This is a genomic window from Pseudomonas khavaziana (genome assembly GCF_036704165.1).
Taxonomy (GTDB): domain Bacteria; phylum Pseudomonadota; class Gammaproteobacteria; order Pseudomonadales; family Pseudomonadaceae; genus Aquipseudomonas; species Aquipseudomonas khavaziana.
This window is the reverse complement of sequence record NZ_CP129946.1, coordinates 2,349,971-2,375,887: the sequence shown is the minus strand read 5'-3', so window position 1 is coordinate 2,375,887 and position 25,917 is coordinate 2,349,971. Positions and strand designations below refer to the sequence as shown.

At 59.9% G+C, this 25,917-nt stretch carries 21 protein-coding genes; 9 read left to right on the top strand and 12 right to left on the bottom strand.

The features are described 5' to 3' along the window. Window positions 1-7: 7 nt before the first annotated feature. From QYQ93_RS10655 to QYQ93_RS10645, 3 genes are read right to left on the bottom strand one after another with little or no spacing between them, the layout of a single operon-like run. The gene (locus tag QYQ93_RS10655; protein ID WP_043050981.1) at window positions 8-769 is read right to left on the bottom strand and encodes a hypothetical protein; all 762 of its coding nucleotides are present in this window, start codon (window positions 767-769) and stop codon (window positions 8-10) included. A gap of 4 nt (window positions 770-773) precedes the next feature. Beyond that, window positions 774-1,610, bottom strand: coding sequence for a DUF4123 domain-containing protein (locus QYQ93_RS10650; RefSeq protein ID WP_338476885.1), 837 nt, complete (start codon window positions 1,608-1,610; stop codon window positions 774-776). After that, complete coding sequence (locus tag QYQ93_RS10645) at window positions 1,610-3,616, bottom strand: type VI secretion system tip protein VgrG (protein ID WP_338476884.1); 2,007 nt, start codon at window positions 3,614-3,616, stop codon at window positions 1,610-1,612. The genes QYQ93_RS10650 and QYQ93_RS10645 overlap by 1 nt, the downstream gene beginning before the upstream one ends. Before the next feature lie 491 nt (window positions 3,617-4,107). Here QYQ93_RS10645 and QYQ93_RS10640 point away from each other — a divergent pair, with 491 nt between their 5' ends. After that, window positions 4,108-5,259: an MFS transporter gene (locus QYQ93_RS10640; RefSeq protein ID WP_338476883.1), complete on the top strand. Its 1,152-nt coding sequence runs from the start codon at window positions 4,108-4,110 to the stop codon at window positions 5,257-5,259. A 9-nt stretch (window positions 5,260-5,268) separates the two neighbouring features. Here QYQ93_RS10640 and QYQ93_RS10635 read toward each other — a convergent pair whose 3' ends face one another. The 6 genes from QYQ93_RS10635 to QYQ93_RS10610 form a co-directional block, all read right to left on the bottom strand. Further along, on the bottom strand, window positions 5,269-6,186 hold the full coding sequence (locus tag QYQ93_RS10635; RefSeq protein ID WP_200893592.1) for a type III secretion protein: 918 nt from the start codon (window positions 6,184-6,186) through the stop codon (window positions 5,269-5,271). Window positions 6,187-6,818: 632 nt separating this feature from the next. Then, a complete protein-coding gene (locus tag QYQ93_RS10630; protein WP_338476882.1) occupies window positions 6,819-7,874 on the bottom strand; it encodes a type III secretion effector protein in 1,056 nt (351 codons plus the stop codon). Between the two features lie 252 nt (window positions 7,875-8,126). Then, a complete protein-coding gene (locus QYQ93_RS10625; protein WP_043050985.1) occupies window positions 8,127-10,532 on the bottom strand; it encodes a TonB-dependent siderophore receptor in 2,406 nt (801 codons plus the stop codon). 97 nt (window positions 10,533-10,629) lie between these two features. Next, window positions 10,630-11,580, bottom strand: coding sequence for a FecR family protein (locus QYQ93_RS10620; protein ID WP_338476881.1), 951 nt, complete (start codon window positions 11,578-11,580; stop codon window positions 10,630-10,632). Between the two features lie 26 nt (window positions 11,581-11,606). Next, on the bottom strand, window positions 11,607-12,107 hold the full coding sequence (locus tag QYQ93_RS10615; protein WP_043050987.1) for a sigma-70 family RNA polymerase sigma factor: 501 nt from the start codon (window positions 12,105-12,107) through the stop codon (window positions 11,607-11,609). 99 nt (window positions 12,108-12,206) lie between these two features. Next, the gene (locus QYQ93_RS10610; RefSeq protein ID WP_225924237.1) at window positions 12,207-12,602 is read right to left on the bottom strand and encodes a c-type cytochrome; all 396 of its coding nucleotides are present in this window, start codon (window positions 12,600-12,602) and stop codon (window positions 12,207-12,209) included. A 166-nt stretch (window positions 12,603-12,768) separates the two neighbouring features. On the opposite strand from QYQ93_RS10610, the gene QYQ93_RS10605 reads away from it, so the two are divergent. The 4 genes from QYQ93_RS10605 (at window position 12,769) to QYQ93_RS10590 (ending at window position 17,969) form a co-directional block, all read left to right on the top strand. Next, window positions 12,769-14,379, top strand: a complete 1,611-nt coding sequence (locus QYQ93_RS10605; RefSeq protein ID WP_338476880.1) for a hypothetical protein — start codon at window positions 12,769-12,771, stop codon at window positions 14,377-14,379. A gap of 71 nt (window positions 14,380-14,450) precedes the next feature. After that, on the top strand, window positions 14,451-15,251 hold the full coding sequence (locus QYQ93_RS10600) for a glucose 1-dehydrogenase (RefSeq protein ID WP_338476879.1): 801 nt from the start codon (window positions 14,451-14,453) through the stop codon (window positions 15,249-15,251). Beyond that, window positions 15,244-17,070: a glycoside hydrolase family 15 protein gene (locus tag QYQ93_RS10595; protein WP_338476878.1), complete on the top strand. Its 1,827-nt coding sequence runs from the start codon at window positions 15,244-15,246 to the stop codon at window positions 17,068-17,070. Before QYQ93_RS10600 ends, QYQ93_RS10595 begins: the two co-directional genes overlap by 8 nt. Beyond that, window positions 17,058-17,969, top strand: coding sequence for an alpha/beta hydrolase (locus QYQ93_RS10590; protein ID WP_338476877.1), 912 nt, complete (start codon window positions 17,058-17,060; stop codon window positions 17,967-17,969). The genes QYQ93_RS10595 and QYQ93_RS10590 overlap by 13 nt, the downstream gene beginning before the upstream one ends. On the opposite strand, the gene QYQ93_RS10585 is transcribed toward QYQ93_RS10590, so the two are convergent. Next, window positions 17,955-18,923 (bottom strand): GlxA family transcriptional regulator, encoded by a 969-nt coding sequence (locus QYQ93_RS10585; protein WP_338476876.1) that lies wholly within the window; start codon window positions 18,921-18,923, stop codon window positions 17,955-17,957. The two genes, QYQ93_RS10590 and QYQ93_RS10585, sit on opposite strands and share 15 nt — an antisense overlap. Before the next feature lie 90 nt (window positions 18,924-19,013). Between QYQ93_RS10585 and QYQ93_RS10580 the strand changes: the two genes are divergently transcribed. Continuing rightward, entirely contained in the window at window positions 19,014-19,694 is a 681-nt protein-coding gene (locus tag QYQ93_RS10580; protein WP_338476875.1) for a DJ-1/PfpI family protein, read from the top strand. Between the two features lie 74 nt (window positions 19,695-19,768). Here QYQ93_RS10580 and QYQ93_RS10575 read toward each other — a convergent pair whose 3' ends face one another. Beyond that, window positions 19,769-20,023 (bottom strand): DUF6124 family protein, encoded by a 255-nt coding sequence (locus tag QYQ93_RS10575; RefSeq protein WP_338476874.1) that lies wholly within the window; start codon window positions 20,021-20,023, stop codon window positions 19,769-19,771. A 704-nt stretch (window positions 20,024-20,727) separates the two neighbouring features. Next, window positions 20,728-21,357, bottom strand: a complete 630-nt coding sequence (locus QYQ93_RS10570) for a LysE family translocator (protein WP_338476873.1) — start codon at window positions 21,355-21,357, stop codon at window positions 20,728-20,730. 168 nt (window positions 21,358-21,525) lie between these two features. Between QYQ93_RS10570 and QYQ93_RS10565 the strand changes: the two genes are divergently transcribed. The 3 genes from QYQ93_RS10565 to QYQ93_RS10555 all read left to right on the top strand — a co-directional run bounded on the left by QYQ93_RS10565 (window position 21,526) and on the right by QYQ93_RS10555 (window position 25,570). Then, the gene (locus QYQ93_RS10565) at window positions 21,526-22,041 is read left to right on the top strand and encodes a sigma-70 family RNA polymerase sigma factor (RefSeq protein WP_338476872.1); all 516 of its coding nucleotides are present in this window, start codon (window positions 21,526-21,528) and stop codon (window positions 22,039-22,041) included. Then, a complete protein-coding gene (locus QYQ93_RS10560; protein WP_217882054.1) occupies window positions 22,028-22,978 on the top strand; it encodes a FecR domain-containing protein in 951 nt (316 codons plus the stop codon). The genes QYQ93_RS10565 and QYQ93_RS10560 overlap by 14 nt, the downstream gene beginning before the upstream one ends. 105 nt (window positions 22,979-23,083) lie before the next feature. Then, window positions 23,084-25,570 (top strand): TonB-dependent siderophore receptor, encoded by a 2,487-nt coding sequence (locus tag QYQ93_RS10555; protein ID WP_338476871.1) that lies wholly within the window; start codon window positions 23,084-23,086, stop codon window positions 25,568-25,570. Window positions 25,571-25,917: the final 347 nt, after the last annotated feature.

Below are 25,917 nucleotides of genomic sequence, written 5' to 3'. Positions count from 1 at the left end.
CACTCCTTCACTCACACGATGGATAGATATCGCAAATGCGACCGTCCGGCATTTTTATAGGTTTAAAATCGGTCGTGTTGCCGTTGCAGTAGGCATCCCGATCAGAGAAGTCCTTACCTTTACAGCGTTTCCACCCTCCTGGAACAGCTACCCAGTTATCGTCAAAAGCGGGTCTCTCCTCATCAGTCAAAGTCAGCACCATCCTCAGGGTTTTTCCTGGGAGTTCGTCTCGTTGCGCGAATCCACCTACTCGTGTTTTTTGCAATTTCCCCTCCGCATTAACCGAACGGCATTGGAGAATTTTCCTAATCCCGTGAAGAGGGCCTACAGTCCGAAACAACCATTGACACTGGCCCGAAAAATCCTGCGCATCTGACTCCCGCATCCCGGGCATATCCAGAGAATCTCTGATAGAGATAGTGGCAATATCCCCACCCACATCCGTACTCCGCTTTCCCCACTTCGCATAGAAATCAAACTCCAGACTACGTAGCACCAACGGACACCCCTCTACCGTTTCAGTCAGCGGCAACTCATAACTCACCGTGCTCGCGACAGGTTTGTAGTCCGTAAAAAAGACTTTCCGCTCTGGTCTCTTGCCTCGGCGTCTCGGCAAGGCGCACATCTCACCCGTTGCAGGTCGATAATTAGCTGCCGTCTTAAGTTCGAACTGCGGCGGCAAATCCACCTCCAACGTGAAATGCTCCACGGCCCTCCCGGTACAACCCGAAAGGCCTGCTACCGCAACCACAAGCAACCCCACTTTCATCCATTTATTCACCCTTCCCGTCCTCCCTGCGCCACTGCCCCACCACCCGTTCAAAATGCGCCCCTGGCGCCTCGCCTCCCCTCGGTTGCCAATGGACAAAACTGTTGCGGGTCGCCTCTTCCAACCGACGCACCACCAAAAACTCCAATTGCTCCGGCGTGCGCCATTTCCAGGTGCGCGCCTGCTCCAATACCTGGGCCAACCAGACCCTCGGGTCTTGAAACTCAACCAATGCAGCCAGGTCTTCACTGTGCTCGGCTAACAGGTAGCGCAGGATATTGGCGTGCAGGATTGCTTCGGCCTGGGGATTGGGTGCGCCCAGCCAGGGTGGCGGGTCGGGTACCGGGTAGTCGCCTGGTGCGGGATTCTCGGCCTGGCACCAACGGCCTTCATGCCAATAGCACACGCTGATGAGCGGCCCGAGGTAGTGCGGCCAATGCGCTTTCGATAAATGGGACAAGGCACGACCCAGGGTGCGGTTGTCGTGAATGCGATAAAGCACCTGCTGGCCCTTGGGGCCCAGCAGCAATCGCGCGCGCCAATGTCGCGTCACATCGTCCAGATCGGCAGCCGGCAAACTGCCCATCCACCCCCAATTCGACTCGGGGTGTTGCAGCAGCTCGACCAATGCAGGTTCCTGCATCTGCTCCAGCAACACTATGACCGGGCCTGAGCTCGCTAACTGCGCCGCATCGGTCTCGCTGCAGAGTTCGCAATAGCGCGATAGGCTGCACCCTGCCAACAGGGGCTGGCGAGCCGTGTTCTGGCCCTCCAGCATCAGGCACAGCGCATACCCCCTCTGCCGCTGTTGGGCTATCCAGCGATTGGGCAAGCTGTCCATCAAGCCGCCCTTCCCGCGATATCGCAGCCGCCTTCTCGGCAGTCTTCGCACAGGGGGCAAAAATCCGCGCCCAGTTGCTTGGCCAAGTCCATGATGATGCCTTGCACCGCGCAAACCGGCGCGGCAACCCGCCCAGAGCCCACCGGATGGGATACCGACGGTGTGCCGCCAAGGCTGATGGTGCGGCTGCTGAAAATACTGCCGGCTTGAATCACCAGGTGCTCTCCACCCGCCTTCAGGCTCAGTTTCGCACCCGCGTCGATTACCAGGCTGGCACCCGCCTTGAGATGAACCTGCTGGCCGGCTTCGATCACTATGGTCCGGCCCACTCGGGTCAGGCTATCGCCCTGCACGTCAAGGTAATCATGCGCCTTGAGCGTTACCCTGCGATCACCGTCGACGTGGCGATGCTCCTCGCTTTCCAGCCGGACCGTGCTCACCCCCCGAATGATTTCATGCCTCTGCCCGGCGACTTCCAGGCGGCTGTCACGGCCCACCTGTTGCTCCAGGTCGCGTTGTGCGCGCAGGTAGATCAGTTCTTCGCCGCGCCTGTCTTCAAGGTGCAACTCGTTGGCCCCTGCTCCGTGGGGAGAACTGCGGCTACGCAGAACGCTGCGCGTCTTGTGCTGTGGCAAGGGGTAGGCGGGCAGGTGCAGCGCGTTGGGCAGGCAACCGCTGACCAGGGGTTGGTCGGGGTCGCCCTCCAGGAAGCTCACCAGCACTTCCATGCCCACCCGTGGAATGACCATGGCGCCATACCCATCCCCCGCCCAACCGGACGCCACCCGCAGCCAACAGCTGCTGGTATCGTCAGGTTTGTCCAGGCGATCCCAATGAAAGCGCACCTTCACACGGCCATAGGCATCGCAATGGATGTCCTCACCCGCGGGCCCGGTCACCGTCGCGGTTTGGCTGCCACTGATCGTCGGCTTGGGGTGCTTGAGCGGCGGTCGATGCTCTGCGCGCCAAGGTGTCGCAGTGAAGCGGTTGCGATAGCCTTGAACCCTGTCGACTTCAAATGCGGCCTCCTCCAACACCTGCGGTTGGTAGCCCTCATGACGCACCGAAGTCAGTAGCCACAAGTCGTTGCAGACTGGATCCGGGTGGTCACGCAACTCAAGAAAGTGACCGCTGCATAACGCCGGCTGATTGCTCTTGCCCAATACTCGATGACTATCACGCTGATGACGCTCCAGGCTGCGTCGCGCCAGCTGCGCCCCCCGTGCACAACCGGTGAACCCGGCGGGGTAGCCATAGTCTTCCAAAGGGTCTGTGGCTCCGGCCTGGACTTGCAGGTGTAACGAAGGATGCTCAAAGTCGAAGTCACGGCGTACGGTGCGTTGGCTGCGGGTTTGCAGGCGCCGGTCGAAACGCTGGACGACCCGGGCCTCGAGCGCCGGATCAGGCGATGAACAATAACGCTGCGCCGGTAACCGTCGAAATACTGTCTGGTCATCACCAAACACCAGCAGATGATTGTCCGTACTGTGGCGAAAATGGAAGTGAATACCCTCCTCTTCACACAATCGCTGGATGAAGTGCAGGTCGGACTCCATGTATTGCACGCAGAATGTCCGCGGGGGATACACCACCGGCCCCAGCTCGAAGGTATAGGTATCGGCGAGAATACCGTGGTGCTCAAGGATCGTCGCAATGATCTGCGGCACGTTGCGCTGCTGGAAAACCCGCTGGTTGCGGCGATGGGCAAGCCATGCAAGGCGGGGGGCCAGCGTCAGGTGATAACGGGTAAACCGAAGACCTGGGTCATCCCGGCCGATGGCGTAGACCTGCCCGTGCAGGCCTGTATCCACCTCGCCGAAGGCCAGATAGGCGGGTTGACGAAGCAAGGCTTCCAGGTCAAGGGAAGGGTCTTCGCTGATCAATTGCATGTTAATGAAGTACGGCTGGTCGAGGGCTTCGTGACCTTTGAAGGCCAACACCTGGAAGTCCGTATTAATTCCTGGAAAAGACAATTTAAAACGTGAGGAAGAAAACGCGTGAACCATCCTTTGTTACCCGCCATCAACTTTTTCGATTGAAATACTCTTCCTCGCCAACCCTTAATGGCTTGCGAAAAAAAGCACCTGAACACGCTAAAGCTTAGCGATTTCGGCAGCGTTTTGGATGTTGAAAAACAAAAGAGAAATTTCGTACATCGCGGCTGTAACTATCTTTTTAAACAATGCAAAATGCTGAAAAAAAAGCCTTCGCTAATATCAAGTAAGTTCTTACTTTGAATTGCAGTTTCACAACTAATCATTCAGGAAACAGCTGACATTACTTTAAGCCGCCCGAGGTTTTCACAGGTACAGGTTTTTAATCGGGTGGCCCACCCGGACTGACACTCAACGAGTTCCTAGCCTGCGCCCGCAAACGCACTGGCGCCCCTGCGCTTTTTACCCCGCACGCGAAGGGAACCCTGCTCGCTCGAAAAGGCCTGATGTGCAAGGATGTCACGCCGGACATCGTTCGCTGAACGCAAAACCAAGGATTTTTCATGACTGCCATTGCTACCCCACCCCCCGTGGTTCCCGGGCGGTTGGAACAAATGTCCACCCGTATCGCTTTTTTTATCGCCGGTTTTGGTATTGCCGCGTGGGCGCCCTTGGTGCCGTATGCCAAGGCGCGCGCGAACCTGAACGAAGGCACGCTTGGTCTATTGTTGTTGTGCCTGGGGGTAGGTTCGATCATCGCAATGCCGGCGGCGGGCGCTTTGGCGTCTCGCTACGGTTGCCGGCGCGTGCTTACTGCCGGGACGCTGATGATCTGCCTGGCCCTTCCGATTCTGGCCACTGTCAGTTCGATCCCATTACTGATCGCCGGGTTATTCCTGTTTGGTGCGGGCCTGGGCACCGTGGACTCCACCGTGAATCTGCAAGCCGTCATCGTTGAGCGCGCCAGTGGCAAGACCATGATGTCAGGGTTTCATGGCCTGTTCAGCCTGGGTGGCATTGTCGGCGCGGCAGGAGTTTCCGGTCTGCTGGGGCTGGGCCTGTCGCCCCTGCAGGCGACCCTGGTGGTGGTCATTATCATGGCCGTTGCGCTGCTCAAGGCTGCACCGCATCTGTTGCCGTATGGCAGTGAAAGCTCAGGCCCTGCATTTGCAGTGCCCCACGGAGTGGTGCTGTTTATCGGCTGCCTGTGTTTTATCGTGTTCCTGGCTGAAGGTGCCGTGCTGGATTGGAGTGCGGTATTCCTGAGTGCTGAGCGTGGCCTTGATGAGGCCTATGCCGGCCTTGGCTACGCGGCATTTGCCTTGACCATGACCGCTGGGCGCCTGACCGGTGATGCTATTGTCCGACGCTTGGGCACCTTGCGTGTGATCGTGATTGGAGGCGCGCTGGCCTGCGCCGGCTTGCTTCTGGCGACACTATTACCCGCCTGGGAAACGGCGTTGCTCGGGTATGCACTAGTGGGTGCCGGGTGTTCGAATATCGTGCCGGTTCTTTACACTGCCGTCGGTAAACAAAAGGTCATGCCGGAACATATTGCGGTGCCGGCCATCACCACCCTGGGGTATGCCGGTATTCTCGCCGGTCCCGCCATGATCGGTTTTATTGCCCATGGCAGCAGTTTGAGTACCGCCTTCGTACTGATTGCGGTGTTGCTGGCGGCAGTCGCTATCAGCGGCAAAATTCTCAAGGTGTAGTCCACGACGTCAACGTGCTTTGCGAGCTTTTTGCTGCTCCTGCCAACGTTCGAGGTTTTTGTCGCACAGGTGGCCTTCTACATGCGGCGGGCCAAACAGGCGTGGGGTATTCGCGTGCTCCAGCGCAGGTAGCAGACCCGGCCGCTCAACGATGTTCTTCGCCGTGTAGACGCACAGTTCGCTGTACTTGGATCGGGGCATCCCGGTGGACGGGTCCAGCACTGGGTTGCCCTGTTGATCGACCTCATACGGATCCTGCATGACTGCCTTGAGCTTGGCGATATCAACGTACTGGTGCTGTTCGAAAAGAAAGGTCCGATCCTTGGTTTTATCTCTCAAGTGCTCGAACTGCGCTTGCAGCGCCTCAACCACTTCAGCGTTGCCCTGGGCATGAAAGGGATCCTGACTGAAGACGCTCGGGGAACTGTTGCCCTGCAATGCCCGGGCCGCTGCCCTGAGACTATCTCGCGTGATATCACCGTCACGACTGAAGATCGTATCGCTTAGTCGCGGGCGCTCGAGGATTTCCCTGACGACTTGGATCGCGGCATCCAACTCCTCGTTTTTTCCGGTGGGTTCAGCGGCTATCCGCTGCAATGACAACCAGGTCAAGCGCCCATCATTCAGGTACGGGTGCAGCAGCCCGAAGGTTTTCTCCAACGCACCCGCCAACTGCTTGTCTGTGTAGTTGGGGCCCGGCGGGGAAAACTGCGCCCGCTCCATGGGCAAATTCTGCAAATTTCGATGACGCAGGGCAGACAATGCACCGCGCAGCAAGAAGGGCTTGCGAAGTCCACCAGTCGCGCGCTCGGAGGGCGTTTCACCCCAGGCGCCAGCGTTGTCGACCGATGGTGGCGCCATTGGTTGCGTAACTGGTACACCAGGGGCGAGAGACCGGCCGGGAGGTAGTACACCATCGATTGACATGGGCTTTCTCCAACTCTTTGAGGTGCATATCCGCTTGGTGATCGGCTCGGTGATGGCCAATATCAACGAATGGATTCCACTCGGACGAGCACCTCATGTGTGGCTGGATGAACCCGGCAGTTCCGTGCGAGCAACGAATACCAATGACAATATGTAAAATCGCAACCAACGACGCTCAGCCCAACTTGCGCCTGCGCCACCAACCCGCGAGGGTGTGAATCAACCCGACGTTTTTTATCGAATCAGCGCCCTCTCCCGAGGTCTGTACGTCCGCTAGCATTCCCCTAGAAAAGTCGTCCGGAACGGGCGCCTGGAATTGGCGCTGTCCGGCAAACGCTTTCATGCGCAGGGCTTGGGCCGCATATTCCTTGGCAGGAGTGTGCAAACTTCGCGTTGCTGCGCCCTCCTCTGGTACCGCAAGATTTGCGTCCTGGGCGCTGCGCAAGAGTTCAAGGCGATGGGATTGGGGGGAGTTAAACGAGGTTGAAGTCATGAGTTTGCCCTCACTCGGAATCTGAAAAGCGGCGGCTGAATCACTACTGTAGCTATCAGCTATGTGGCAAATGAGCGTAATCCGTTCCTCGAACCATTGAGTCAGGCGCCGCATTCGCCGTGCAGCGCCTGTAGGTTGGTCACTTGGACAATAGGACCAATGCTCTCCAATTGATGTTTCCGTCTCCGTTTGTACTGGCGAGGTCATCCATCAGCTTGAGCAGGTTACTTCGCTTGATCACTGCCTGGGCCAACTGGATAAGGTGGTCCTTTTCAGCGTCGCCTGTGAAAGGCTGGCGGGCGAGATTTTTCAGGTCGCGGATTCTCAGGTCCGGGCCCCAGGGCCAGCCCTTCAATTCGTCAAAGTGCTCGAGCATCTCAGCGGCCAACTCCTTGTCAGTCTTGTACTTGAAGTAGTTTTCGCCCTTGATGACCGCGATCACGTTCTGGAAGTCGATGAGATTATCCAATGCACCGGTAGACGTATGTCGGTCAAGCGCCGCCATCAATTCCGGACGCCGCAGCAGCTCATTGGCCAAACGAATGTTCTCCCGCATGGCAGGGTTAGGCGACCACCCTCTTCTCGCCATCGCAAGAATGCTGTCAACACTGATATACCCGGGATTCCTGGGGTCCCTGAAAGCATGGAAGTTGTCGCGCAATTGCTCTGCCAACTCTTCATTGTTCTTCAGCGAGTATTGTGGATCCGGCCTGCCGGGTGCGACCGGATAGGGCCTGCCTCCTTCGGTAGGGTCCGGTCGTGGTGGTGGGCCGCCGCAACCTGGGTTCGGCCTCGGTGGTGGGCCGCCGCAACCTGGGTTCGGCCTTGGTGGTGGGCCGCCGCAACCTGGATAGGGATGCGGGCGATGCCCGGTAAACCATTGGCTCATCCACTGTTTGAACTGGTTCATGAAATCCTGCATCGCAGGAGCGTGATGATGGTGGTGGTAGTGGTGGTGGCGGTAGCCAGACACATCTGCGCCAGTGGTTGTCGACTGATGGTTGCCGAACACTGGCCCGGCCTTACTTTCCGCGGATTGAAAACTTACATTGGCAGCGCTCTGGCCATTGAAGAGAGGCGCAGCAGGCGCTGCACGAGTGGTTCTGACCTCTGACCTGGCAGTGGCATTGGCCTGCGAAGGATCAGAGGTTGATGAGGTAGAGACGGGGGATGGATCCAACATCGGTACCGACATGCGTTTCTCCATTACAGTGGGCGCGATTTTCAGCTTGTCGCTCCAACGTAGTGTCGAAGCCCATCAGCTTTCCCATGTGTGGTTTTTTGTCGGAATCAGTTCCTGTGCCAGCAACAATATATGCTGAGCCAGTGTAGGAAACGGATCGAGCGGACAATGGTCTTTTAGCTGCTGCCCAGGCAAAGCGGCGGCGAGCCCGAGCAAACAAAAAATCGCAACCCGTGGGTTGCGATTTTTCCTATCAACTGAATATCAGAACCCGACGCTCGCCTGGACGAAGAACGTACGCGGCTCACCCAGGTATATCCCGGCGTTGTTGTCGCTGGAGCGCGTGTAATGCTGCTGGTCGAAGACGTTCTTTACGCCTACGCCCAGCTTGAGGTTCGACAGTTGCGCGCCAAAATCATAGCCGCTACGCAGGTTGACGGAGACATAACCTGGGATGTCGCCATATTGGCCATCGTCGGTGCCCTGGGTAATGTAGGTGGTGCCGGTACCTGGCGCACGCTGCTTGGATTGCGCATAGACATCAAGGTTATGGGTCCAGTGGTTGACGTCGTAGCGCAGGCCCAACGTCGCCACTTCACGGGAGTACAGGGGCAGGTCGCGGCCCTTGAACGGTACATCACCTTCGGAGGTGGCCTTGGTATAGGTGAAGCCGGCGTTAGCCGTCAGCCCGTCAAGGCGCGGGTCGAGATTGGACAGGTCGTAATGGGCCGAGGCTTCGATACCGGAGTGCTTGGTGGCGCCGAGGTTGGTCCAGCCTACATCGTTGCTGACGTATTGCAGCTCATCCGAGAAGTCGATGTAGAACAACGTCACTTCGCCGCCCCAGACGCTGTCGTTGTAGCGCGTTCCGAGCTCGTAGGTCTTGGCTTTTTCCGGGTTAAGGCCATTGGCGGTCTGGTTGCCGGTGCCGCCCTGGCCCAGCTGGAAATACTGCAGGCTGCCGAAGGAGGTTTCGTAATTGGCGAACAGTTTCCAGGCGTCGGAGACGTGGTACATCACACTCAGGGCCGGCAAAGGTTCGTTGTTGTGGATCTCGCGGCGTTTTTCATCGGTACGCTTGCCGTTCAGGGCCACGACGGGGCGGTCATGCCATTCGGTGCGGATATCTTCAAAGCGGATGCCCGGGGTGATGGTCCATTTGCCAATATCGATTTTGTTGTCGATGTAGAAGGCATTGGCTTCGGTGCCACCGGTGCGGTCCTGATAGACATGACCATCGCTCTGTCCGCCCGGCGTCGGCACGTTGTTGACCAGATTCAGGCTGGTGGCTTGCTCGTGCATGCCTTCCTTCAGGTAGCGGTAGCCAACGCTGACTTCCTGGGTGCTCGGGCCCAGGTCGAACACATGGGACACCCGCGGCTCGATACCAAAGGTGTAGTAGGTGCGCGGATAGGAACTGAGTGTTTTCAAATCACGGTTGGCGATGTTGCTGCCACGGAAGCTGTCGGAGTAGTAGGTCAGCACTTCGGCCTGGGTGCGATCGTCGATCTGGCGGATGTACTTGAAGGACACGTCCTTGCGGCGACCACTGAAGTTGTCCCAGTCGCGCACGGACTGATACGGGTTGGCGTCGAACTGCTGCTGGGTCAGGCCGCCGGGCATGTCGGCGCTGGCGTCGTAGTAGTGGAAGTTCAGCGAAAAGTCGTCTTGATCAGTGGGCGCCCAGTGGGTCTTGAAGATCACGTCGTCGATATCGTTGGAGTTATTGCTGTTGCGGTAGCCATTGCCGTTGACCCCGGAGTAAAGCAATGCAGCGCCGATGCCGTTGTCTGCCGTGCCACCAATGAAGGCGTTCTCCACATGCTTCCAGCCACCATGGGCGGAAGTCTGCAGGGTGGTGCCGACCTCACCGGAGAATTTCTCCGGAATTGCGCGGGTCACGAAGTTGATCACCCCACCCACGTTCTGTGGCCCATAACGTACGGAGCCGGCCCCGCGGACAACGTCGATGCTTTCAAGGTTACCGGCAGAAATCGGCGCCATCGACAGTTGCGGCTGGCCATACGGGGCGAAGGCCGCCGGTACGCCGTCGATCAGCACGGTGGAGCGCGGCGACAGGCGTGAGGTCAAACCGCGTACACCGACGTTGAGGGAAATATCGCTGCCGCCGGTGCCGTTGGCTTCCTGCACCTGCACGCCAGGCACGCGGCGCAGTACGTCACCGACGTTCATCGCGCCCTGCTCCACCATGGCTTCGCGGCGCACCACGGTACGCGCGCCCGGGTGGTTTTGCACCACGGCGGCATCGGCATCGCCGAGCCAGTCGCCCACCACCTTGATATCGGTGACTCCCAGCTCCAGCGGTGAACCCGCTTCCCCGGTGCCGTTGCTCACCGGGCGCAGGGTCACTGAGCCGGCGTCGATCTGGTAATCCAGCCCACTGCCTTGCAGCAGTTGGCGCAGGACTTGTTCGGGCGAGAGGTTGCCATCCACCGCCGGCGCTTGCTTGCCGGCCACCATGTCGGGGCTGAAGAACACTTGCAGCGAAGTCTGTTGGCCCAGTTGGCTAAGCGCGGCACCCAGTGATTGGGCGCGGATATGTATGCCATCGGCCGCATACGCGGCAGGCAGCGCGGTACTGACTGCAATGGCCAGGGCCAGGGGCGCCCAGCGGGAGGTTTTATTGTTGTGGAGGGCGAGTTTTTTCACGTCGAACCTAGTCCTGTGATCGCAAGAGTGTGCGGTTGTTAATGCAAACCAGTTGCAGTTGCAGGAGAAGACGAACAACTCGAAAAAAACCTGAATGTCAGCGTGAAATAATTTCCTGGCTGCCGTCCGGCAAGGTGCGCAAGGCCACGGGGAGGATGTGTGGCAAGGCTTTGAGCAAGGCGTCGGTGTCACTGGATTTGAATACGCTGGTCAGACGCAGGTTGCCCACCGCTGCCGTACTGACACGCAGCGGTTGCTCACGGTAGCGCGACACTTCCCGGGCCACCTCGCCCAAGGTGGCGTTGTTGAACACCAGTTTGCCGGTACGCCACGCGGTCAGTTCTTCAGGGTTCACCGCGTAGGCCGCTGCCACTTGGCCTTGGGTATCGACATGGGTGCCACGGCCAGCGGTGAGCGTCACCGCCTGATCCGATATGCGCCCCTGCACCTTGACCGTACCGGCCTCGACCGCCACGCGGGTCTGGTCTTCATCGCGGCGCACATCAAAACGCGTGCCGGTAACCGTTACCTGGCCTGATCCGGCAACCACGACGAACGGACGCCCGGCGTCATGCTCGACACTGAACATCGCCTCGCCCTGCTTGAGTTCCACGCTCCGCTGGCCCTTTTCATAGCGAACCGCGGCCACGCTGCGGCTGTTGAGGTCCATCACCGAGCCATCGGGCAAGGCTACCTGGCGACGCTCGCCCAAGCGGGTGCTGAACTCTGCACTGTAAGGCGTTGACTGACCTATCCCGCTGACTAAACCCAGGCCCACTGCGATGGCGACCACACTGGCGGCAACAGCATAGCGCAACACGGCGCGGCGCTTGGGAGGCTCGACCGGCTTATCGCACAGGGCCTGCAAGCGGGCCTTGGGCAGCAGATCGGTGGCTCCCCACAGCCCTTGCAGCACATCGAATTCATACTGGTGCTCAGGCGCCTGCGCCCGCCAGGCATCGAAACGTTGCCGCTCCTCGGCGGTCAATGGGCCGTCTTGCAGGCGTACAAACCATTGCGCGGCCTCATCACGGACACGGTTATCCATCGAGCAAGATCCTGTTTCAAAGCGGGTCATGGCGCCATCGCATCCAAACGATCACGCAGATGCCGCAGGGTGCGGATCATATACTTTTCCACCATGTTTTTAGACAGCCCCAGGCGCTCGGCGATTTCCTGCTGGGTCAGGCCCTCGATTTTCTGCCAGATGAAAATCCTGCGACAGTTGAGCGGCAGCTCCGTCAAGGCGCGCTCGATAGAGTCGGCCAACTGGATCGCATGCATGTGATGCTCCGGGTCGTCGCCGTGGGGCGCGCTTTGATCCATGGCCCGCAGGGTCAGCGCTTCGCGGCGGTCTTCGCGGCGGTAGGCGTCCACCGCAATATTGCGTGCGGTTTGATGCAGGTAGGCGCGGGGCAGTACAACCTCGCTGGCGCGGGACTCAAGCACACGCACAAAGGTGTCATGCGCTAGGTCTTCGGCCTGCTGGCGGCTTCTCAGGCGGCGCGTCCAGGTTCCGATCAACTCTTCGTAGTGCTCGAAAAAGCCTGTTCTGCGGGGCGGCTGAGGGGTCATCGCGGATGCACTGGGGAGGCGGGGCGTGAATAGTAATGCTTCCTATTAAGCAGGGCAATTGCTGCTGATCGCCTGCGCCACTTCTGTTCCCGAGAGCATTTATGTTTTTGAAATAACCGCACTCATATATTGATGCAGGTCGCGTAGATCCTTAATGCTCCAGGCGTGCGGCGCTATCTTTACGCCGTTCTCGCGCAACGTCCTTGGAATCAGGTCGCCATTGGGACGAAGGATGATCGACGACACGATAACACCCGGATAATCCTTGAGCCGCTGCTTGAAAGCTGTGGTTGTAAGGTCTGGCGTTGGCGGATTGCTTTTTTTGGCCAATGGCCCGGTCGCTCTGATATCGGGCCCATGACACACCGCGCACCTTTGGAGGTAAAGCGTCTTGCCATTGATGTTTTCTGCCAAGGCCCCCGACGTTTGAGCCAGTGACAATACTGCTGATAGAACCATGAGTATTTTGTTCATGCGTGCGGTGCCTGTCGGCATACACATTCCATCGCGCCCTCTCCATTCCCTTTATTCTAAGCACCATACGATAACATTCACCTTCCGGCCGAGCACTACACCTATGCACACGCCTTTTATCGACACCCGCTGCCACCACGCCTTACGCCTTGCCTGCAACATCAGCACTTACCCGCACAAGTTCTGTTTGAGCCAATCCAATCGAAAACTCATCAGCTCCCTGATGGATGAATGCCCGGGTGTGCAGACATTGGTCGAACAGCTGTGCCAGATGCAGGCGCTGCTGGCACCCAGGCTGCCACTCACCGGCACGAGCGCACTGTGGAAATCCCGCGAGGCGCATCTGCAGCAAACCCAGATACACACCACCGTCGACACGGCACCTCTACCCGACGGCACCCTGACCGATATTGCGCGGCTGCTCGATCTGCAGCTGTTTGAAACCGTACTCTCGACCATGCCATGCGAAGCCCAGGGCGCCCCGTCCTCGCAGGATACTGTTAGCCTGGCGTGCCACTGCGTTTGGCTTTCTGAGTTACTGGCGCTGGTCATACTGGGTATCGCCAGGGCAGCCCTTGATGAGACCGGCCGTTGCAGCATCACGCCGTCCTCAGACGCCATGCGCATGCACCTACGACGAGTGTGGTTTGGTTCAGCCCTGGAGCAGGCATCCCTTGCGTCTGCCTCCCTGGCCATCCAGAGCCTTGCCAGCGTGGCCGCCGACCCGGCTCGACGAAACCAACTGCCAAACGCCTGGGTATCGGCACTGACTATATTCCCCCAGCATTGGCGACTACCGCCAGACTACGGTCCCGTGGCCGGACTATTATTCGATCAACTTGAACCCTTGCTGCTGATGATCATTCACGCGGTGCACGGGGCACAGCACCCTGGAACCCCACCCTTCGATCATCGCCACGCCGCACAGAAGGGCATCACGCCGGTCTACGAACGTGTCTGTCAGATTCAAGCGCAACTCCCCGTGGTTGACCGGCTGTTCGATTTCTCTGGAGGCGGACTGATCCTGGGAACGCGCAACCTGGCGAGTGGCGCCATCGAGACAGCCGAAAAATTTGCAGAAATAAAGCTCGGCGCCAATTGGCACGGCAAGGCCACCTCTGATGCACAGAAAGCCTATCTGTTGAATCGGCTCAAACGCTGCGCCCATATTGAAGTGCTGGATTTCGAGCTGCTGCAACACCATACAAAAGACAGTGCCGTGGAAGTGGATGTCGATTTTTTCATCCGGGACAACCTGCACGGCCAGATTTATGGCGTTCAGCTCAAACACCTCAAGAAGCGCTCCCATAGCGGCCTACTGGGATGGCTCAGCTTGCTCAGAGAGCCGGCAAGTGGGTTGGGTAACCTGGTCCGACAGTTGGAAAACCTGGTGCTGGTTGCCCGCAACGATGAGAAGGCTCGGGCGGTGTTGATCGGCAACGGGCTCACACCGGCCGAATGCGAACGCATCATCCCGGTAGGCTTGCACAATGTCGGCAGCATGGACATGTGGTCACTTCAAAACGGCATCCTGCTCTATGACATGCACACGTTTGTGAACCTGGTGGCCGGTAGGGCTGCGGTCGAAATCGGCATGGTCGACGGGCAAATCATTCATCGGCCGGCGGCCGCCCGCGAAGGACCTCCTCCCAGCCCCCATGCTCCGGACTCGGCGATTGATGCCTACTTGGCCGATCCCCTGTTCCAACACCTGTCCCGATTTGACAGCGCTGCCAGGGTCAGCCGACAGATGTGTATCGGCACGCATACCGTTGTTGCCCACGGCCTGGGCATATGAGCCAAACGGTGAACTTCCATTGCTCGCCGCCAGTCAGCTGAAAGGACTCTCATAATCACAGTGGGTGGGCAATGCAGATTTCCTTGCAGCAACAAGTGGCCCTGGTCACCGGCGCCAGCTCCGGCATTGGCGCCTGTGCCGCCAAAGCCCTGGCCGCAGCGGGTGCGGCGGTGGTGCTCAACTACAATTCCCAGGCGGCACCGGCCGAGGCCCTCGCCGCACAGATCAATGCCGCCGGTGGCCGGGCGCTTGCCATCGGTGGCGATGTGTCCAAGGAAGCTGACGTCGAACGCCTGTTCGCCCAGACGCTCGACGCCTTCGGCTACCTGGATATTCTGGTGGCCAACTCCGGGCTGCAAAAAGACGCCAATCTGGTCGACATGACCCTTGAGGACTGGAACACCGTGATTGGCGTCAACCTCACCGGGCAGTTCCTTTGTGCTCGCGAAGCCGTGCGTATTTTCAATCGCCAGGGTGTTCGCGATGGCGTGTCGCGCGCCGCTGGCAAAATCATCCATATGAGCTCGGTGCATCAACTCATTCCCTGGGCCGGGCACGTGAACTACGCGGCGTCCAAGGGCGGTGTGGAAATGCTGATGCGCAGCCTCGCCCAGGAAGTCAGTGAGCAGCGCATCCGCGTCAACGGCATTGCGCCGGGGGCCATTCGCACGGCAATTAATCGTGCGGCCACCGAAGGTGCGGCAGAAAAAGAGTTACTCAAGTTGATCCCTTATGGCCGCGTCGGTGATGTGCAGGACGTGGCCAATGCAGTGGTGTGGCTGGCCAGCGATGCGTCTGATTATGTCGTCGGCAGTACGCTGTTTATCGATGGTGGCATGAGCCTTTATCCGGAGTTTAATGGCAATGGTTGATTTGAAAAGCGAACCCCAAAGCGCCATCGACGCTCACGGCATCATCGGAGACATGCGTAGCGCAGCACTGGTGAACGACCAGGGCAGTATCGACTTTTTCTGTTGGCCCGAATTCGACAGCCCATCGATCTTCTGCGCGCTGCTCGATACGCCCGAGGCCGGCACGTTCCAGCTCACCCCGGACTTGCCCAACGCCCGCCGCGAACAGATCTACCTGCCCGACACCAACGTGCTGCAAACCCGCTGGCTCAGCGATGCGGCGGTGGTAGAAGTCACCGACCTGCTGGCGGTCAGCGAAGAGGTCGACGAGCTGCCTTTGCTGATTCGCCGGGTACGGGTAGTCAGCGGCCAGGCCACCCTGCACCTGCGCTGCGCCGTGCGCCACGACTACGCGCGTGCCAAGACTCACGCCACAGCCGACGATAGCGGCGTGCTGTTCAGCGCCGACGGCCAGCCAAGCCTGCGCCTGGTCGGCAGCCACCCGCTGACCCTCGAAGACCATGCGGCCGTCACCCGTTTCACTCTGGCCCAGGACGAAGGCGCCGAATTCGTGCTCGGCGGCCAGGACGATCCGCGGGTGGTCAATGACTGCACCGACCTGTACCTGGAGCGCACCCTGAAGTTCTGGCGCGGCTGGATCTCCCAGTCCAATTACCGTGGTCGCTGGCGCGAAATGGTCAACCGCTCGGCCTTGGCATTGAAGCTCTTGACCTCGCGCAAGCACGGCGCAATCATCGCCGCCGCCACCTTCGGCCTGCCAGAAACCCCCGGCGGCGAACGCAATTGGGATTACCGCTACACCTGGATCCGCGACGCCTCGTTCACCGTCTACGCGTTCATGCGCCTGGGTTTTGTCGAGGAGGCCAATGCCTATATGCGTTGGCTCAGGGGACGGGTCAGCGACTGCTGCGGGCAGCCGACCAAGATCAACATCCTCTACGGCATCGACGGTCGTCAGGAACTGCCGGAAACCGCACTTGGCCATCTGAGCGGCCACGGCGGCGCCCAACCGGTGCGTGTGGGCAATGAAGCGTTCGACCAGATCCAACTGGATATCTACGGCGAACTGATGGACGCGGTGTACCTGGTCAACAAATACGGCGAAGCCATCTCCCACGAAGGCTGGAAACACACGGTGGAAGTGGTCGACCAAGTGTGTGAGATCTGGAACCGCAAGGACGTGGGTATCTGGGAAATGCGCGGCGAGCAGCACCACTTCCTGCATTCGCGCCTGATGTGCTGGGTGGCCCTGGACCGCGCCATTCGCCTGGCCTCCAAACGCTCGCTGCCTGCACCGTTCGCCCGTTGGGACCAGACGCGCCAGGCGATCTACGCCGACATCTGGAGCAACTTCTGGAACGAAGAACGCGGGCATTTTGTGCAGCATATCGGCAGCACTGCGCTGGACGGTTCGATGTTGTTGATGCCGCTGGTGCGTTTCGTCGCAGCGACCGACCCGCGCTGGCTGTCGACATTGGAAGCGATCCAGAAAAGCCTGGTGCGCGACGGCATGGTCTACCGTTATCGCAACGACGACAGCCAGATCGATGGGCTGCAAGGTACCGAGGGCGCATTTGCCGCCTGCTCGTTCTGGTATGTCGAATGCCTGGCTCGCGCCGGCCAAGTAGAAAAAGCCCATCTGGAATTCGAACAGTTGCTGCGTTACGCCAACCCCCTGGGGTTATACGCCGAAGAGTTCGACAGCCAGGCCCGGCACCTGGGCAATACGCCCCAGGCCTTGAGCCATTTGGCGTTGATCAGTGCGGCGACCTTTCTGGACCGCAAGCTCAGCGGGGAGAAGACCGTATGGCAACCCTGAATGCCCCTGTCCCATTGCTCTATGTGCGCACCTCCGTGTTGGATGTAGCTTACGAGACCCATGGTCCCATCGCAGGCGAGCCGGTGATCCTGCTGCATGGCTTCCCCTACGACCCACGCGGCTACGATGAGATCGCGCCAACGCTGGCCGAGCGTGGTTATCGGGTGTTGGTACCGTATCTGCGCGGTTATGGCCCGACGCGATTTATCAATGATCAAGCGATGCGTTCCGGCCAACAGGCGGCGCTGGCCAAGGACCTGCTGGATTTCATGGATGCCCTGGCAATCCCCCAGGCAACCCTTGCCGGGTTTGACTGGGGTGGGCGCGCCGCGTGTATTGTCGCGGCGCTGTGGCCGCAACGGGTACGCGGGCTGGTGACCGGCGATGGCTACAACATCCAGGACATCGCCAAGTCACTCGCGCCTCGTGCTGCGCAAACTGAGCATCGTTTGTGGTACCAGTATTACTTTCATACCCAGCGCGGGGTCGACGGTTTGACCGTCAACCGCCGTGAACTCTGCGAATTGTTATGGCGGCTCTGGTCACCGACGTGGCGTGAAGGCCCAAGCCTGTACGGCAATACCGCGCCATCGTTTGATAACCCGGATTTTGTCGCGGTGGTGATTCACTCCTATCGCCATCGATTCATGTATGCGCCGGGCGATCCCGCATTGGAGTTCATCGAGCAGGCATTGGTGCCGCAACCGGCGATCTCGGTGCCGAGCATTTCATTGTGCGGTGCCGACGATGGCGTGGGCCCGCCCTCTCAAGAAGATGAGGATGTGGAGCTCTTCAGCGGTTTTTATCGAAGGCACGTGTTGCCTGGCGTGGGCCATAATGTTTTCCAGGAAGCGCCCAAGGTCACGCTGGAGGCCTTGCTGGAATTACTGCAGCGCTGAAAAACGCTCCCGATAAGCCTGGGGCGTCACCGACAGGGCGCGCAGGAAGCTGCGGCGCAATGTCTCTTCACAGCCAAAGCCGCATTGCAGGGCAATGCGTTTGATCGAGGTGGTGCTGTCTGCCAACTGTCGGCGTGCGCTTTCGATACGGAGCAATTCAACAGCGCGCGCCGGGGTTTGGCCGGTTTCGGCTCGGTAGTGACGCACAAAACTACGCTCACTCATGCCGGCCTGCGCCGCCAGGGTGGCGATGTTCAGATCCAGTGTCAGGTGCTCGGCGATCCAGGCGTGCAATTCGGCAAAGCGGCTGTCGCTCTTTTGCAGGGCCAGCGTCACGCTGAATTGCGCCTGCCCGCCGGGGCGCTTGAGGAACACCACCAAGTGACGCGCTACTTCCAGGGCAAAGGCACGCCCCAGATCCTCTTCCAACAGGGCCAGGCACAGGTCGATCCCGGCGGTCACACCAGCCGACGTCCACACTGTGCCTTGCTGGATGAAAATCGGATTGGCCTCCACCGTCAGCGCGGGAAACTTGCGCGCCAGTTCTTCACAGCGCGTCCAGTGCGTGGCCACCCGGCAACCGTCGAGCAAGCCACTGGCGGCCAACAGAAAAGCTCCGGTGCACACCGAAGCCATGCGCCGCGTGTGCCGGGCCTTTTCCCGCACCCATTGCACCAGCGCCGGGTCTTCGGCAGCGCCGTACACGCCCCAGCCACCGGCAATCACCAGGGTGTCGCAAGGTGTGTCGTTGGCGGGCAGCGGTTCGGCCAGCAGCGCCAGGCCGGCAGAGGTCATTACCGGTTCAGCCTGGGCGGTGATCACACTCACCGCGTAGGGCAATGGCAAGCCACGCTGGCGTGCGAGGTCATTGGCGGACGCGAACACCTGCAGGGGTCCGGTCACATCGAGCACCTGGACGTTCTCAAAGGCGAGCACATTAATGATTCTGGGCATGATTGGCGTGATTAGTGGGCTCAATGGCGTATGCGCCAAAGCCTAGGCTTCTACAGTGAGGTCGTCCACCCCTTTATCGGAGCTTGTTTCATGACCTTGCACATCGGTTTTCTGTTGTTCCCCGGCATCCAGCAACTGGACCTTACCGGCCCCTATGACGTGCTTGGTTCACTACCCGACGTGAAGCTGCACCTGGTGTGGAAAGACCTGGCACCGATTACGTCGAGCACCGGCCTGATGTTCACGCCGACCATGACCTATGCCGACTGTCCGGCCCTGGATGTGTTGTGTGTGCCCGGCGGTGCAGGCGTAGGCGCGCTGATGGAAGACCCGCAAACTCTGGACTTCCTCAAGGCCCAGGCGCAAATCGTGCGCTATATGACCTCGGTGTGCACCGGCTCGCTGGTGCTCGGAGCTGCGGGATTGCTGCGCGGCCGTAGGGCAACCACCCATTGGGCCTACCATCAACTGCTCGCGCCGCTCGGTGCAATCCCGGTACAAGGGCGTGTGGTACGTGACGGCAACCTGTTGACCGGTGGCGGGATCACTGCCGGGATCGACTTTGCCCTGACCCTGGCGGCGGAGTTGTACAGCGAGGAGGCGGCGCAACTGGTGCAGTTGCAGATCGAATATGCGCCGGCGCCGCCGTTCGACTCAGGCAGCCCGGAGACTGCGCCCAGGCATGTGCTGGAGGAAGCCAACAAGCGCACGGTGGAGTCGCGCAGAGTGCGTGGGGAGATTGTGGCCCGAGCGGCTGCGCGGTTGGGTTGAATGTTCATCCGTGGTGAGGGAGCAAGCTCCCTCACCACAGTACAGCGCTGCGCCTTAACTGACGGGCATCGCCGTTACTGCGCTCGCGTTTCGCCGCCTCCCTCTACTACCCGATCAACCAGCAACTGAACGCCCTCCACCATCCGGCAGATCCCCAGCACCACACTGCGTTGCGAACCATCAACCTCAAAGGCCAGGTGCGCCGCAATGGCATTGATGGAGTCCAGATCCTGGGAGGCATTGACCAGCAGGGTTTCGGTGTCGAGGTTGGGATGGAGGGTGAAGAGCAGGTTTGAATCTGAAGGAAGATTGGGGCTGTCTTTGATCATGGTGTAGTTCCTGAGAGTAATGGACTACTGGAGTAATTCGGATTTCTCACGTCCGGTCGCTGAATTGGCAGCGACTGGGGAAGACTAGTTATGACTGTTCCTAGCAGCAACCTTAAAGGGTTGTGGGAAAAAGCCGGTTTCAGCGCTTAGACGTAAGGTGAGTCTTAGGCCGCTGTGCGAAACTTCTTTTGATTCTTTCGGCGCGGCTGTCCGGTCGTAGCCGATAGTAACCACGATGCGAAGCGAGCTGCTCTGCTCTTGCTCTGCTTTTGATCTCAGGCGCCCCGTTAAACCACGCTGGCCGGAATTCGACAGGGATTTGGGGGGTAAACCGGCAGGGACGCCGGTTTAGCCGCCCCGCGCCATGGATGGCGCGTGGCGGCGCCCCCCCAAATCCATGGCGGATTACGGGCACACCGAGCCTGGGCGAGGTGCCGAGTGGTGGGGCAAGAGCGTTTGGGTTACTTTTGCGCTTTTCAAAAGTGACCCGCTGTAAAAGCGGAACCCTAAGTGGCCGTTACCCAAATAACGGATATGTACTCGGTCTGATCCAACATTCTGGTCGGCTGTCAGGCCGCCATCGGGAGCAAGCCCCCTCCCACAGTTGGATCGTGGGGCATCAGTTAGATAGCTATAAGCTGCCAGGCAGTTGCGGGAGCAAGCTCCCTCGCCACAAAGAAACTTGCTTGGCCTCGTGCGTGTCTTCAGGCAGGACGAGACATCACCGCCAAACGCACAGCCAGCACCATCAGCACGGTCGCCAGGCCCCACTTCTGCAGCCAGGCGCTTTTTGAGCGCTTGGCGAAGAAGCGACGGAGCGCACCGCCAAACATCCCCAGCAGCGCGTGAAACACGCCTGCAATCAGCGTCAGCACGCCACCCAGCACCATTAATTGAACGGCGATGGGCCCAGCCTCCGGTTGCACAAACTGTGGCAGGAACACCATGAAAAACAACAGCGCCTTGGGGTTGAGCAAACTGTTGAGCATGGCCTGTAGAAATACCCGCCCCAGGGCCACGCGGTCGACGTGCGCAGTGTCCGGCCCGGAGCGCGTCTGCAAGGTCTTGAATACCAGCCACAGCAGGTAGATCACACCGGCGTAACGAATCAAGTCAAAGGCTGGCGGCCAACTGGCGACCAGCGCCGTCACCCCCATGACGGTCAACGCCGTCAGCAACAGGTCTGCCACAGCGATGCCCAGGGCCGATGCACAGCCCCCACGCCAGCCATGGGTCACACCATGGCTGATCACAAACGCCATATTTGGCCCCGGTGACAGCAGCAACAGCAAAACAGCGCCGGAAAAAACCGCAAGAGTGACGAGGCTGATCATGGGTGAACCGTCCGCCTGGAAAAGCCCAGATTAATCGGCGAGTACAGGGCACACAAAAAATTGTGCTGGATACATTGCTTGCGCAGAAAACCAGGTGATTGCTGAATGCCACGATCAACGTCTAGAATGCGAAACATTATCAATTAAGTTTGCTGCGCCGGGATGACCATGTCGAGCGATCACCCTCTGGACCCTGCCGCCATCGGCCAGCTTTACCAGGCCCACCACTCCTGGCTGCGCGGCTGGTTGAGCCGGCGCACCGGCTGCCGTGAACACGCCGCCGACCTGGCGCAGGAAACCTTCGTGCGCCTGCTTAACGCGCGCAAGCACCAGACCTTGCAGCAGCCGCGGGCTTATTTGAGCAGCATTGCGCGCAGCTTGATGATCGACCAGTACCGGCGCCGCGAGCTGGAGCGCGCCTATCTGGAAAGCCTGGCGCACTTCCCCCAAGTCCAAGTGCCGAGCGAAGAAAGCCGCTTGCTGATCCTCGACAGCCTGGAGCGCATCGACCGTTTGCTCGACCAACTCAAGCCGCGGGTGCGCGAGGCGTTCCTGTTGGCGCAACTGGACGGCCTGACCTGCCCGCAGATCGCCCTGCGCCTGGGCGTATCCAGGGCCACGGTGGAACGTGACCTGTCCAAGGCGCTGCACGCCTGTTATCGGTTGCGCTATGCCGAACTCTGACCCGCGCCTGGTGGACCAGGCCATCCAGTGGATGATCAAGCTGCGTTTCAACACCGCCGACGACGCCAGCACTGCGGCCTTTGAGCAGTGGTTGCAACGCAGTGCCGCACATCAGCAGGCCTGGCAGCGGGTAGCGGCCATGGATGACGATTTCAAGCACCTGCCGGCGCATGTCAGTCGCCATGCACTCGATGGCGCGCGCCAGCGCATCAGTCGGCGTGAAGGTTTGAAGGTGCTGGGGTTGTGTGTCGGCGCCGCCGGGCTGGCCTGGCTGGGCCGTGACTACACACCGCTGCCCGCCCTGCTGGCCGACTACCGCACCGCCACCGGCGAGCGGCGCTGGGTGGCATTGGGCGATGGCAGCAAAGTCCAGCTCAACAGCGCCAGCGCCATCGATATCGCGTTAAACGCCGAGCGACGGTTGGTGAACCTGCGCCAGGGAGAGGTGCTGGTCGATACCGGCGCCGACAACCGCCCGTTCTGGGTACACACCCGCGACGGTTACCTGCGCGCCCTAGGCACGCGCTTGCTGGTGCGCGAAGAGCCGGCAGGCACGTTGTTGGCCGTGCAACAGGGCGCGGTGGCGGTATTTTCCGACAGCCATGACATCACTGCACGCCAAGTGATCAAGCCCGGCGAACAGGTGCTGCTCAACCGTAGCGGCGTCCACCCCTCCCCCGCCAATGGCCTCGACCCCTGGGCCTGGAGTGACGGCGTGATCAGCGCCCACAACATGCGCCTGGATGACTTCCTCGCCGAACTGGGCCGTTACCGCAACGGGCTGGTGCGTTGCGGCGAAGCGGTGGCCGGGCTGCGGGTCTCGGGCACCTACCAACTGGATGACACCGACCAGGTATTCAAACTCGTGGCCCAATCGTTGCCGGTCGCTGTGACCTACCGCAGCCGTTACTGGGTGACCGTCTCCGCTCGGGTTTAACCGACTGAAAATAAATGAGGTGAATTCTCATTGCCGCTCGACCTGTAAGGAAAGGCCGATCAACAGGCCGGTTTCATTCATTTTCCTCAGGAGCATCCCGCGGTCATGCAAGCGTTCCCCTCCAAACGTTCACCTCTCAGACACGCCGTCAACGCCCTTCTCCTGGGCGCGAGCGTGGCGGCCAGCGCCCTGCCCTATACCGCTAGCGCCCAAGAGCCCGGCAACGAGCGCCCGGCCCGCGCCTGGGATATTGCCCCTGGCCCTCTGGCCGGCGCCCTTGATCAGTTTGCGCGGCAGGCCGGTATCAGCCTTTCATATGACGCGGGCAGCGTGGCGGGCAAAAACAGCCCGGGGCTGAGCGGCACCCTGGACCCACAATCGGCCCTGAGCCGGTTGCTTCAGGGCCAGGGGTTGCAGGCTCAAAGCCAGGGCCAGAACGCTTGGTTGTTGTTGCCTCAGCAGCAGGACGGTTCGGCGCTGAACCTGGGCGCCACCACCATCACCGGCAATCGCCTGGGTGCCACCACCGAAGGCAGCGGCTCCTACACCACCGGTGCGGTGACCATTGGCAAGGGTGAACACAGCCTGCGACGCACCCCGCAATCGGTGAGCGTGATGACCCGCAAGCTGATGGATGACCAGAACATCACCACCATCGACCAATTGCTGGAGCGCACGCCAGGCATCACCAGCTACGAATCGCCCATGGGCGGCAAGTATTTCTATTCCCGGGGCTTCAAGATGCTCGGCCAGTACCAGTTCGATGGCGTGCCGCTGGACATCGGCAAGGATTACATACAGGCCGACAGTTTCAGCGCAAACATGGCGATTTATGACCGGGTGGAAGTGCTCAAGGGGGCCGCCGGCATGCTCAAGGGCGCCGGCACCGCCAGTGGTGCGGTGAACTTCGTGCGCAAGCGGCCCCAGGCCACTCCCACCACCAGCCTGGGGTTGTCGGCAGGCACCTGGGATAACTACCAAGCCGAACTCGACACTGGCGGCCCGCTGAACGACAGCGGCACGGTGCGTGGCCGCGCGGCGGTCAGCCAACAGAATCGCGGTTCCTACATGGACCTTGCCAAGCGCCAGGACCAAGCGTTTTACGCAGCCCTGGACATGGATGTCACACCCGACACCACCCTGGGCTTCGGTGCCAGCCATGAGGATGTCGACGCCACGCCGTGTTGGAGCGGCCTGCCGCGCTACCGCGACGGCAAAAGCCTCGGCCTGAGCCGCTCCACCTGCCTGGGCCAGGCCTGGAACGACTGGCAAAGCCAGCGCACCACGTTGTTCGCCGATGTGACCCATCACTTCAATGACGCCTGGAAGCTCAAAGTCAGCGCCGTGCATAGCCGCAACCTGCAAGATATCAAATATGCCGCCAGTGAAAGCACCGTGGACTATGGCGACCCGGCCCCCACCCTCACCAGCTACGCCGCACTGCTGGACTACGATCACAAGGACTACGGCCTGGATGCCTATATCGACGGCCAATTCGAGGCATTTGGCCTGCAACATGAACTGATCCTCGGCGCCAACGGCAGTCGTGGCACCCAGGACGATGTCTACGCGATCCGCAACCTGCCCCAGCGCCAAAGCGTTTTCAACCCCAATCACCACTTCCCGGAACCTGCCGACGACACGTTCTGGCCCAACATGTACCGAGGCGGCACCGTCAACGAGACCGCCACGCAATACGGCGCCTACGCCACCTTGCGCCTGCGCCTGACCGAGCCCTTGATGCTGGTGCTCGGCAGTCGCGTCAGTTGGTACGAAAACCGCCGCAAGTCCCTGAACCTGGCGTGGGGCGAGTGGGCCGATCAAGACGCACGCACCAAGGAAACCGGCGTGGTAACGCCGTTTGGCGCGTTGATCTATGACCTCAATGACAATCTCTCGGTGTACGCCAGCTACGCCGATATTTTCCAGCCGCAAAGCTCCTACGCCACGGTCAGCGGTTCGGCCCTCAAGCCAAAAATGGGCGAGAACTATGAGCTTGGCATCAAGGGTGAGTGGTTTGACGGGCGCTTGAACAGCTCCCTGGCAGTGTTCCGCGCAATCGAAAAGAATGCCGCCCAAACCGACTTCGAGACCCGCTGTGGCAGCTCCTCAGACGGCTACTGCTACACCGACACAGGCAAAGTTCGCGCCCAAGGGGTGGAGGCCGAGCTCAGTGGTGAATTGCTCGAACGCCTGCAAGTGTTCGGTGGCTATACCTACACGCAGACCAAGAACCTGAAGAACATCGACAGCACAGCCGAAGGCGCGGTATCCAACACCTACGTGCCACGGCATATGCTCAGGTTGTGGGGCGACTATCAGTTAGACGGTGCGCTGTCGAAATGGACAGTCGGTGCAGGGGTCAACGCCCAAAGCAGCAACTACCGACTGCAAACCATCAAGCTTGAACAAGCTGGATATGCGTTGTGGAATGCGCGCCTGGCGTATCAGGTGGACGACACTTGGACCGTGGCGCTCAACGGCAACAACCTGTTTGATAAAAACTACTACCAGACCGTGGGCACAGCGGGTTGGGGCAACCTCTACGGAGAGCCGCGCAACCTGACGCTGAGCCTCAAAGGTAACTTCTAAGCACTGCACATCCCCCGCTGTAGGAGCGAGCTTGCTCGCGAAAACTCACGGACGCCGCGTTTATCCAGGAAACACGCGTTATTGTTGACGTTTTTCGCGAGCAAGCTCGCTCCTACTAAAAAGTCTTGCCCTTCCCCCTCCTACATCGTCAGAAAGCTTTTTTCCGCCGTCAGGCAAATCCCCATGTTTGTTCCTACACTCCAAAAAGCCAGCATCAATTCTCGATTATTCTGAAAGAACGCCCACCAATGTCAATAAAGCGTCATATCATGGGGGCCTTATGAGAGCCATTGATGGCAACGGCGAAAAAAGCCAAATCATTGACACGGAACCTCAAGGAAGCCACT

Bases quoted from the DNA above. Each gene is read 5' to 3' on its own strand.
- QYQ93_RS10655 (WP_043050981.1), bottom strand. From the start codon at position 769: ATGAAAGTGGGGTTGCTTGTGGTTGCGGTAGCAGGCCTTTCGGGTTGT.
- QYQ93_RS10650 (WP_338476885.1), bottom strand. From the start codon at position 1,610: ATGGACAGCTTGCCCAATCGCTGGATAGCCCAACAGCGGCAGAGGGGG.
- QYQ93_RS10645 (WP_338476884.1), bottom strand. From the start codon at position 3,616: ATGGTTCACGCGTTTTCTTCCTCACGTTTTAAATTGTCTTTTCCAGGA.
- QYQ93_RS10640 (WP_338476883.1), top strand. From the start codon at position 4,108: ATGACTGCCATTGCTACCCCACCCCCCGTGGTTCCCGGGCGGTTGGAA.
- QYQ93_RS10635 (WP_200893592.1), bottom strand. From the start codon at position 6,186: ATGTCAATCGATGGTGTACTACCTCCCGGCCGGTCTCTCGCCCCTGGT.
- QYQ93_RS10630 (WP_338476882.1), bottom strand. From the start codon at position 7,874: ATGTCGGTACCGATGTTGGATCCATCCCCCGTCTCTACCTCATCAACC.
- QYQ93_RS10620 (WP_338476881.1), bottom strand. From the start codon at position 11,580: ATGGATAACCGTGTCCGTGATGAGGCCGCGCAATGGTTTGTACGCCTG.
- QYQ93_RS10615 (WP_043050987.1), bottom strand. From the start codon at position 12,107: ATGACCCCTCAGCCGCCCCGCAGAACAGGCTTTTTCGAGCACTACGAA.
- QYQ93_RS10610 (WP_225924237.1), bottom strand. From the start codon at position 12,602: ATGCCGACAGGCACCGCACGCATGAACAAAATACTCATGGTTCTATCA.
- QYQ93_RS10600 (WP_338476879.1), top strand. From the start codon at position 14,451: ATGCAGATTTCCTTGCAGCAACAAGTGGCCCTGGTCACCGGCGCCAGC.
- QYQ93_RS10595 (WP_338476878.1), top strand. From the start codon at position 15,244: ATGGTTGATTTGAAAAGCGAACCCCAAAGCGCCATCGACGCTCACGGC.
- QYQ93_RS10590 (WP_338476877.1), top strand. From the start codon at position 17,058: ATGGCAACCCTGAATGCCCCTGTCCCATTGCTCTATGTGCGCACCTCC.
- QYQ93_RS10585 (WP_338476876.1), bottom strand. From the start codon at position 18,923: ATGCCCAGAATCATTAATGTGCTCGCCTTTGAGAACGTCCAGGTGCTC.
- QYQ93_RS10580 (WP_338476875.1), top strand. From the start codon at position 19,014: ATGACCTTGCACATCGGTTTTCTGTTGTTCCCCGGCATCCAGCAACTG.
- QYQ93_RS10575 (WP_338476874.1), bottom strand. From the start codon at position 20,023: ATGATCAAAGACAGCCCCAATCTTCCTTCAGATTCAAACCTGCTCTTC.
- QYQ93_RS10570 (WP_338476873.1), bottom strand. From the start codon at position 21,357: ATGATCAGCCTCGTCACTCTTGCGGTTTTTTCCGGCGCTGTTTTGCTG.
- QYQ93_RS10565 (WP_338476872.1), top strand. From the start codon at position 21,526: ATGTCGAGCGATCACCCTCTGGACCCTGCCGCCATCGGCCAGCTTTAC.
- QYQ93_RS10560 (WP_217882054.1), top strand. From the start codon at position 22,028: ATGCCGAACTCTGACCCGCGCCTGGTGGACCAGGCCATCCAGTGGATG.
- QYQ93_RS10555 (WP_338476871.1), top strand. From the start codon at position 23,084: ATGCAAGCGTTCCCCTCCAAACGTTCACCTCTCAGACACGCCGTCAAC.